The following is a 7,780-nucleotide window of genomic DNA, read 5'->3' on the forward strand; positions in this document are numbered from 1 at the left end:
CGGCCGGATCACGTCGTCGGGTCGTCGAAGGCCATCCGTTCGCTCGCGAAGCTCGTCGGGTATCCCGTGCCGGGCTGGTCGGGAATCGAACGGATGCTGCTGCCGCGCGCCGCGCTCAGCTCGTGGATCCCGCGGCTCGCACGGATCCCGGCATCCGCCCGGCAGGAGCTGCCCGGCATCACCCCCGACCGCACATTCCAGATCGTCGCGGGTGCCGTCGTGCTGCACGAAGCCATGCGCACGCTCGACGTCGACGAGCTCGAGGTGTCGCCGTGGGCGCTGCGCGAGGGCGTGCTGCTGCGGTACATCGAGGAGCTGAGCTGGTAGCGCGACGCGCGAATCCGGCTATGTGTCCATCCGCTGGGTGAACGCCGTGTAGATGCCGTACACCGCGATCCCGGCCAGGTGCCATTCGTCCGGCGCCTCCGGCCCCAGCGAGACCACGCGCGGGGCGCCGGCCATCGAAGGGCTGATCCGGCTGTGGTCGCTCATGCCCTCGATCATCGCCATGACGGCCACCGCCAGGTCGCGCTCGGTGAGCCCCTCGCGCATCCGCAGGCCGAAGGCATCGTTGAGGGCTCGGTAGATCTCCGCCATACGATCGAGGTACCGGCCCTCGAGCTCCGACAGCAGCTCGCGGATCTCGCCGCCGCCCGGCACCGCGTCGCCGCTCGCGAGCGCGGCCGACATCGTCCGGTACGCCCGCCACGCGATGGTCTCCTCGACAACGACCATGTTGTGCGCGACCGTCACCCGGACGGCCTCGCGAAGCCCAGCCTGCCGGCCCTCGACGGTGCGCATCGCCTCGGGGTTCGCGGCGACCGAGCGCCGCAGCAGGTCGCGGGTCGCATCGTCGATGCCCGTGTCGAAGCCGGGATCCGCCTCGAACAGGGCCCGCACGAGGTCGGCGACGAAGGCGACACGATCGGGCCAGATCCGGAACACGGTCGAGCGCGGCACCCCGGCGGCCCGGATCAGATCCTCGAGCTCGATGTTGGCGTAGTCGAGCAGGAGGCCCTCGGCCCGAACCCGTTCGATGGCCACCTGCAGCATCAGCTCGCGGGTCTGACCCGCGGGTCGCCGCGAACGGGGAGCGGAGTGGGCCATCCCTCGATTATCCCGCCGCCGGCCTCCGCGACGGCCGTCCGCGCCGCCGGGTCGCGGTGCCGGACCCCCAGCGCCCGGCACCGACCAGACCCACCTGAGCACGCGAAGCGTGTGCGGATCGCTGTGTCCGACCCCCAGCGTCGGGCACAGGCCAACTCTAGAGACTGGGAGTCTCAGATCTCAAACCAGTGGTCCAGGCCACCGCTCGAGCGGCGGGGTCACCTTCCCGCAACGCCGCATAACGCGGCTCGACCTCGGGTATCCCGCAAATCGCACGATGACCACGGGACTGCCGCAGCGAGCGTGTGCCTCGGCGCCGCGGATGCTGGGCCTCACCGGCGACGACCTCGCCCGATGACCCGCAGCCCACTCCGGCGCTACAGCGCCAGGCGCTCCCGCACGACGTCGGCGAGCGCCTCGGCGTGACGCCGGGCGTCGTCCTCGCTGCCGGCCTCGACCATGACGCGCACCATCTCCTCGGTGCCCGACGGACGCAGCAGCACGCGCCCCGACAGCCCGAGCTCGGCGGTGTGGCGGGCGACGGCATCCTGCACGATCTCATCGCCGACGCGTGAGCGGTCGACGTCGCGCACGTTGATGAGCACCTGTGGGTACACGGTCATCACCGAGGCGAGCTCGGCGAGCGTCTTGCCCGTCCGCGCCATCTCGGCGACCACGTGCAGACCGGTGAGCAGACCGTCTCCGGTCGTCGCGTAGCGGCTCATGATGACGTGGCCCGACTGCTCGCCGCCGAGCGAGAATCCGCCCTGGGTCATGCGCTCGAGCACGTAGCGGTCGCCGACGGCCGTCGTCTCGACGCGGATGCCGTGCGCGTCCATGGCGCGGTGCAGGCCGAGGTTGCTCATGACGGTGGCGACGAGGGTGTCATCCTCGAGCATTCCGCGCTGCTTCATCGAGAGCGCGAGGATCGCCATGATCTGGTCGCCGTCGACGACGTCGCCGCGCGCGTCGACGGCGAGGCACCGATCGGCGTCGCCGTCGTGCGCGATGCCGACGTCGGCGCCGTGCGCCACGACGGCCTTGGCGAGCACGTCGAGGTGGGTCGAGCCCACGCCGTCGTTGATGTTCAGCCCGTCCGGGTCGGCTCCGATCACCGTGACTCGCGCGCCGGCGTCGCGGAACGTCTCGGGAGAGACCCCGGATGCCGCGCCATGGGCGCAGTCGAGCACCACATGCAGTCCGTTCAGGCGATACGGCAGCGAGCCCAGCAGGTGAACGACGTAGCGGTCCTCCGCGTCGGCGAACCGGCGGATGCGTCCGACCTCGGCTCCCGTCGGCAGCAGCTTCGGCCCTGACATGGCGCTCTCGATGCGCTGTTCGACGATGTCCGGAAGCTTCACGCCACCGCGAGCGAAGATCTTGATGCCGTTGTCGGGGGCGGGATTGTGGGATGCCGACACCATGACGCCGAAGTCGGCATCCATGTCGGCGATCAGGAACGCCGTGGCGGGCGTCGGCAGCACGCCGGCGTCGTAGACGTCGACGCCCGACGACGCGAGCCCCGCCTCGACCGCGGCCGAGAGGAACTCGCCCGACACGCGCGGATCGCGCGCGACGACGGCGGTGAGACGCTTGCCGGCGGCGCGACGCGCCTCGGCAGTACGCCCCTGGCCCAGGACGACAGCGGTCGCCTGGGCCAGGGACAGTGCGAGATCGGCGGTGAGGGGGCCGTTGGCCAGCCCCCTCACCCCGTCCGTGCCAAAGAGCGGCATACGGAAGGTGAGCCGATCAGCGCTTCGAGTACTGAGGCGCCTTGCGGGCCTTCTTGAGACCGGCCTTCTTGCGCTCGATGACGCGGGCGTCGCGCGAGAGGAAGCCGGCCTTCTTGAGGGTGGGGCGGTTGTTCTCGGCGTCGATCTCGTTGAGCGCACGGGCGATGCCCAGGCGCAGCGCGCCGGCCTGGCCGGAGGGGCCGCCACCCGAGATGCGCACGATGACGTCGTAGGCGCCGGTGAGGTTCAGCACCGTGAAGGGGTCGGTGATGAGCTGCTGGTGGAGCTTGTTCGGGAAGTAGTCCGCGAACGCACGGCCGTTGACGGTGATGGTGCCCGAGCCGGGAACGACGCGCACGCGGGCGATGGCCTGCTTGCGACGACCGACCGCGGCACCCGAGACCGAGAGCACGGGGCGCTCGGCGGCAACGGCAGCAGTCTCGTCGACCGGCGTCTCGGTCGAGTAGTTGGTGGGTTCTTCGATGTTCGCCACGAGTGTGTCCTTGTCTGTGCGGCGCTTACTGGGCGACCTGGTCGAAAACGTATGTCGTGGGCTTCTGCGCCGCGTGCGGGTGCTCGGCACCGCGGTAGACCTTGAGCTTCGACAGCTGGTCGCGGCCCAGCGTGTTCTTCGGGAGCATGCCGCGGACGGCCTTCTCGACCGCGCGGACGGGGTTCTTCTCGAGGAGCTCCGAATAGGTGACCGACTTCAGCCCGCCCGGGTAGCCCGAGTGACGGTAGGCCTTCTTCTGCTCGAGCTTCTGGCCGGTGAGGGCGACCTTCTCGGCGTTGACGATGATGACGAAGTCACCCATGTCGACGTGGGGTGCGAAGGTGGCCTTGTGCTTGCCACGCAGGAGCGCGGCGGCGTGCGAGGCGAGGCGGCCGAGGACGACATCGGTCGCGTCGATGACCAGCCACTCGCGCTGGGCTTCGCCAGCCTTGGGGGTGTAAGTGCGCGTCACAGTAGTGCTGCTTTCTTGATCGAACGGAGAAGTTCGTGAATCCCACTCCGGGGTGGTTTCCCGATCGATGACCGGAGAAACACGCCAGTGGAGGGCTCACGTTCGTGGTGCCGGGTCAGCCGAGCCGCACACCAAAGATCAATACTACGCCAGACGGATGCCTCGTCCAAATGCTGTCGTGCCCGCTCGCTATTGTGAGGGCAACCGGCGTCATCCGCGACGCCACGAAGAGGGGAACGAACCCATGGCACAACGCCCGCTCGGCGTGACTCTCGTTGCGATCATCGCGTGGCTGTCCGGATTTCTGCAGATCGTCGGATCGATCTTCGTGATCCTCGCGGGCGTGTTCGTCACCTGGCCCGCGATCGTCGGGTGGATCAGCCTGGTGATAGGCATCGTCACGCTCATCGTCGGCGTGGGACTGTGGCGCGGCAGTCCCACCGCGCGCACCATCGCGACGATCGTGTTCGTGGTCAACATCGTGTTCGAGGTGGTCGGGATGTTCAACGGTGAGAGCCTGTGGTCGGCCATCACCGGCTCGGCATTGTCGATCATCGGACTGGTCCTGCTCTACACGCGGGCGGCACGGCAGTACTTCGGCTCGTAGATCCCGCCGTGGATGCTCCGCTCTCGACGTCGCTCGAGCGCACCTACCGTTATCTGCGCATCGGCATCGCCGGCACGGTCGTCGTCATCTTCGTCTCTGTGGCGGTGGCCGTGGGGACCGTCGGCTGGCTCACGTCGGTGAGCGACTATTACTTCACGCCGGCCCGCAACGCGTTCGTGGGCGCGCTCGTCGCGGCGTCGCTTGCGCTCGTGGCGCTGTCGGGGCGCGGGATGGAGCGCGCCCTGCTCGACGCCGCGGCGCTGTTCGCTCCCCTCATCGCGGTGGTGCCGACGACTCTCACGCCGGGTGCGGTGCCCGGCGTCGATGTGCCGTGCGCCGACCGCTGCTTCCCGCCCGCGTTCGAGCCGGATGCTGCGAACGGCGTCGTGACCTTCCTGGTGATCGGCGGGCTCACGGTGGCAGTCGCACTGGTGCTCGCGGCCCTGCGCCAAGTGTCGCTCGCCGCCGTCGGCCTCTCGCTCGTCGTGGCCGTCGTGGTGCTGGCGACGGTGGCGCTCACCTGGACGCTGGCGCCCGATGCGTTCCTGCAGCACGGCCACCTCGTCGCCACCGTCGCGTTCTTCGCGCTGTTCGCCGCCGTCGCCGTGCGCAACGCATTCCCGCGCCGCGGCGCTCCGCCGGCGCTCGTCTTCCGCGTGCTGTACGTCGCCATCGCCGTGGGGCTCGTGGTCGTCCTGATCGCGTACGACGCGTTGCTGCCGCGGACGGACGACCTCGGCTTTCCGGTGGTGCTGGTGGTCGAGGCATCCGCTCTCGTGCTGTTCTTCGCGTTCTGGGTGGTGCAGGGCATCGAGAAATGGAATGACGCCGACCCGACGCTGGTCTGACGCGCGGGTCCGGGGACCGATGTCAGAGGCCCCCCGTTCTGACCCGGCGTGGCCGGTGTGGGCGAGTGTGAGCAGGGTGCGGGCGAGTGCGGTGCGTAACCGGACGGCAACCGATCGGTCACTTCCCGCTGGTAACTGGGTACTCGGGGAGAGTCCCGCGGACCGGAGAGCCATGCGCATTTCAGTGATCGGCTGCGGCTACCTCGGTGCCGTGCACGCAGGGGCCATGGCGTCGATCGGGCACGAGGTCGTGGGCGTCGATGTCGACGTGCGCAAGATCCGTGCGCTCTCGCGGGGTGAGGCGCCGTTCTTCGAACCCGACCTGCAGGAACTGCTCACGGCGGGGATCGCGTCAGGACGCCTGAGGTTCACGACCGATATCGCCGAGGCATCCGGAGCGGCCGTGCACTTCATCGCGGTGGGCACCCCGCAACAGGCCCACGGGCACGCCGCAGACCTCACCTACGTCAACGCGTCCGTCGACGCGCTGCTCCCCCAGCTGCAGCCCGGAGACATCGTCGCCGGCAAGTCCACCGTCCCCGTCGGCACCGCGGCGGAACTCGCACCCCGCATCGAAGCGACCGGCGCCACCCTGGTGTGGAACCCCGAGTTCCTCCGTGAAGGATGGGCGGTCAAAGACACGATCGAACCCGACCGGCTCGTGGTCGGGATCGGCGCCTCGACCGGCTCAGCGACAGGGCAGGCCGGGGAGGTCGACGCAGGCCGGCGCGCCGCTGACATCCTGCGGGAGGTGTATCACCCGGCCGTCGCCGCGGACACGCCGTTCATCGTCACCGACTGGGCGACCGCGGAACTGGTCAAGGTCGCCGCGAACGCGTTCCTTGCGACGAAGATCTCGTTCATCAACGCGATGGCCGAGATCGCCGAAGCCACCGGCGCCGACGTCACCCAGCTCGCCGACGCGATCGGGCACGACGCCCGCATCGGACGCCGCTTCCTCGGTTCCGGGATCGGATTCGGCGGCGGATGCCTCCCCAAAGACATCCGCGCATTCTCCGCCCGCGCCGAAGAACTCGGCCGCGGCGAATCCGTCGCGTTCCTTCGCGAAGTCGACGCCATCAACCTGCGCCGCCGCGACCGCGCGGTCGACCTCGTCATCCAAGGACTCGGAGGCTCGGTGTTCGAGCGGCGCATCGCGGTGCTCGGCGCCGCGTTCAAGCCCTACAGCGACGACGTCCGCGACTCCCCCGCCCTCGACGTCGCCGTCCGCCTCCGCGGGCTCGGAGCCGACGTGGTCGTCACCGACCCCGCCGCGATCGACAACGCCCGACGCCTGCACCCGCAGCTGACCTACATCGAAGACCGCGACGACGCGATCCGCGACGCCGACGCCATCCTGATGGTCACCGAGTGGGACACCTACCGCCGCGAGCTCACCCCCGAGCACGCGTCGACGCTCACGGCCGGCCGCGTCGCGATCGACGGCCGCAACGGCTGGGATGCCGCCGCCTGGCGCGCCGCCGGCTGGCAGTACCTCGGGATGGGCAAGCCGTAGCCGTCGCCCCCCCCGGCTCAGGCCACGTCGGTCTCGGCCTCGACCGTTCGCCTCACGCCGGCTACCGGTCGTGCGGTCACCAGGATCGGCAGGTGGTCGCTGAGACCCTGCGGCAGGGTGCGCACGCGGTCGATCTCGAACCCCACCGACGTCGCGAAGTCGTAGTGACCGCGGAAGAAGCGGTAGCGCGTATAGGTGCGCGAGTCGCTGAGGTTGAGCTCGTAGCCCTGGTCGCGCACGTGCTGGCCGAGACGCTCTTTGAACACCGGGTAGTTGTAGTCCCCCACCATGAGCGCCGGCAGTCCCTCGCCCAGCTGCTGGAGTTCGGCGAGCGCCGTGCGGATCTGGTGGCGCCGCAGCGAGTTCAGCGCCGTGAGCGGCGCGGCGTGGAACGACGCCACGATCAGGTCGACGTTCTCGTCGATGTCATGCAGCCGCACCCCCAGCATCCGCTCCTCCGCCGGCTTCAGCACACGGTCGTGCAGCGACTTCTTCAGCGCGAGCGCGCGGATCCCGACGGCGCGGTACGTGTTCTCGCGGTAGTACACGGCGAGGCCGAGCCGGTTGTTCTGCGTCGACTCGGCGAGCCGCAGACCCGACATCTCGTGCGGGATGTCGGTCGTGTCGACCTCCTGAAGGCACAGCACGTCGGCGCCGTGACGCTCGACCAGGTGCGCCAGCTCTCCGGCGGCACGGTGCTTGCGCAGGTTGTACGAGATGACCTTCATGTCCTTGTCAGCCTATGCCGCGGGAGATTTCCGGCGGGTGACTTCGCGGCGTCCGCATTGCGACCTCACAGCGAGCATCGATCGTCCGAGGCGCGATGGTCCGAGCCACGATGTACGAAATCCGGATGCCGCGGCTCTGGAGTGGTGTGCCGTGCTCATGGCATCCGAGCGTGAGCCGCCCGAACACCTCCAGGAGGACTCCATGGCCGCATCCGCATCCCCCGCCTCCGCGCACGTCGAGCTGGCCGACGCGCTCGACGCGAGCCGCATCGCCCG

General features: G+C 69.6%; 9 protein-coding genes. 4 read left to right on the forward strand and 5 right to left on the reverse strand.

Translation table 11 applies throughout. The features are described from left to right. On the forward strand, window positions 1-327 hold a 327-nt coding region (locus tag EIO58_RS09345; protein ID WP_446723913.1), incomplete at its 5' end, for a Ppx/GppA phosphatase family protein. 18 nt (window positions 328-345) lie between these two features. On the opposite strand, the gene EIO58_RS09350 is transcribed toward EIO58_RS09345, so the two are convergent. From EIO58_RS09350 to rplM, 4 genes are all read right to left on the reverse strand, one after another. Then, on the reverse strand, window positions 346-1,107 hold the full coding sequence (locus EIO58_RS09350) for a hypothetical protein (protein WP_240658681.1): 762 nt from the start codon (window positions 1,105-1,107) through the stop codon (window positions 346-348). A gap of 377 nt (window positions 1,108-1,484) precedes the next feature. Beyond that, entirely contained in the window at window positions 1,485-2,840 is a 1,356-nt protein-coding gene (glmM, locus tag EIO58_RS09355) for a phosphoglucosamine mutase (protein WP_127819309.1), read from the reverse strand. Between the two features lie 16 nt (window positions 2,841-2,856). After that, window positions 2,857-3,333: a 30S ribosomal protein S9 gene (gene rpsI, locus EIO58_RS09360; protein WP_127819310.1), complete on the reverse strand. Its 477-nt coding sequence runs from the start codon at window positions 3,331-3,333 to the stop codon at window positions 2,857-2,859. Between the two features lie 25 nt (window positions 3,334-3,358). Beyond that, entirely contained in the window at window positions 3,359-3,805 is a 447-nt protein-coding gene (gene rplM, locus EIO58_RS09365) for a 50S ribosomal protein L13 (protein ID WP_127819311.1), read from the reverse strand. A gap of 244 nt (window positions 3,806-4,049) precedes the next feature. On the opposite strand from rplM, the gene EIO58_RS09370 reads away from it, so the two are divergent. From EIO58_RS09370 to EIO58_RS09380, 3 genes are all read left to right on the forward strand, one after another. Then, the gene (locus tag EIO58_RS09370) at window positions 4,050-4,412 is read left to right on the forward strand and encodes a hypothetical protein (protein WP_127819312.1); all 363 of its coding nucleotides are present in this window, start codon (window positions 4,050-4,052) and stop codon (window positions 4,410-4,412) included. Between the two features lie 8 nt (window positions 4,413-4,420). Then, complete coding sequence (locus EIO58_RS09375) at window positions 4,421-5,260, forward strand: hypothetical protein (RefSeq protein ID WP_127819313.1); 840 nt, start codon at window positions 4,421-4,423, stop codon at window positions 5,258-5,260. Window positions 5,261-5,432: 172 nt separating this feature from the next. Further along, window positions 5,433-6,776: a UDP-glucose dehydrogenase family protein gene (locus EIO58_RS09380; protein WP_127819314.1), complete on the forward strand. Its 1,344-nt coding sequence runs from the start codon at window positions 5,433-5,435 to the stop codon at window positions 6,774-6,776. Window positions 6,777-6,793: 17 nt separating this feature from the next. On the opposite strand, the gene EIO58_RS09385 is transcribed toward EIO58_RS09380, so the two are convergent. After that, window positions 6,794-7,504, reverse strand: coding sequence for an endonuclease/exonuclease/phosphatase family protein (locus EIO58_RS09385; RefSeq protein ID WP_127819315.1), 711 nt, complete (start codon window positions 7,502-7,504; stop codon window positions 6,794-6,796). Window positions 7,505-7,780 lie beyond the last annotated feature (276 nt).

Source organism: Microbacterium sp. CPCC 204701 (assembly GCF_004010105.1).
In the GTDB taxonomy this organism is placed as follows: Bacteria; Actinomycetota; Actinomycetes; order Actinomycetales; family Microbacteriaceae; genus Microbacterium.

Coding starts and splice junctions, on each gene's coding strand:
- EIO58_RS09385 (WP_127819315.1), bottom strand. CDS start 7,504: ATGAAGGTCATCTCGTACAACCTGCGCAAGCACCGTGCCGCCGGAGAG.
- EIO58_RS09350 (WP_240658681.1), bottom strand. CDS start 1,107: ATGGCCCACTCCGCTCCCCGTTCGCGGCGACCCGCGGGTCAGACCCGC.
- EIO58_RS09370 (WP_127819312.1), top strand. CDS start 4,050: ATGGCACAACGCCCGCTCGGCGTGACTCTCGTTGCGATCATCGCGTGG.
- EIO58_RS09380 (WP_127819314.1), top strand. CDS start 5,433: ATGCGCATTTCAGTGATCGGCTGCGGCTACCTCGGTGCCGTGCACGCA.
- glmM (WP_127819309.1), bottom strand. CDS start 2,840: ATGCCGCTCTTTGGCACGGACGGGGTGAGGGGGCTGGCCAACGGCCCC.